This window comes from Psychromonas arctica (assembly GCF_038155225.1).
Taxonomy (GTDB): Bacteria; Pseudomonadota; Gammaproteobacteria; order Enterobacterales; family Psychromonadaceae; genus Psychromonas; species Psychromonas arctica_B.
The window spans coordinates 1-221 of sequence record NZ_JBAKBA010000279.1 but is presented as its reverse complement, the minus strand read 5'-3'; the positions used below and the strand labels follow the sequence as shown (position 1 = coordinate 221).

Here is a 221-nt window from a genome sequence, read left to right as displayed (position 1 = left end):
AGCCGTTCTTCTGATACTTTTTTAAAACCATGAGTTTGATATAAAGCAATGGCTGGTTTTTCTGTGAATACTTTTAATTTATTAAAACGATCGCCCCTTGCTGCCGCTAAATCAATACGATAATGTAAACAATCACTACCGATCCCTCTTCCTTGATATGATTATTTTATTAGTAAGTCTCGGATGTAACAATTTTCATCATTAAATGAAAAGCGTACAAC

The 221-nt window shown here is 33.0% G+C and carries 1 pseudogene; it reads right to left on the bottom strand.

Features of this window, described 5'->3' with window-relative positions:
• Nucleotides 1-149: pseudogene (locus V6255_RS19415) on the bottom strand (GNAT family N-acetyltransferase); the annotation flags it as partial.
• Nucleotides 150-221 lie beyond the last annotated feature (72 nt).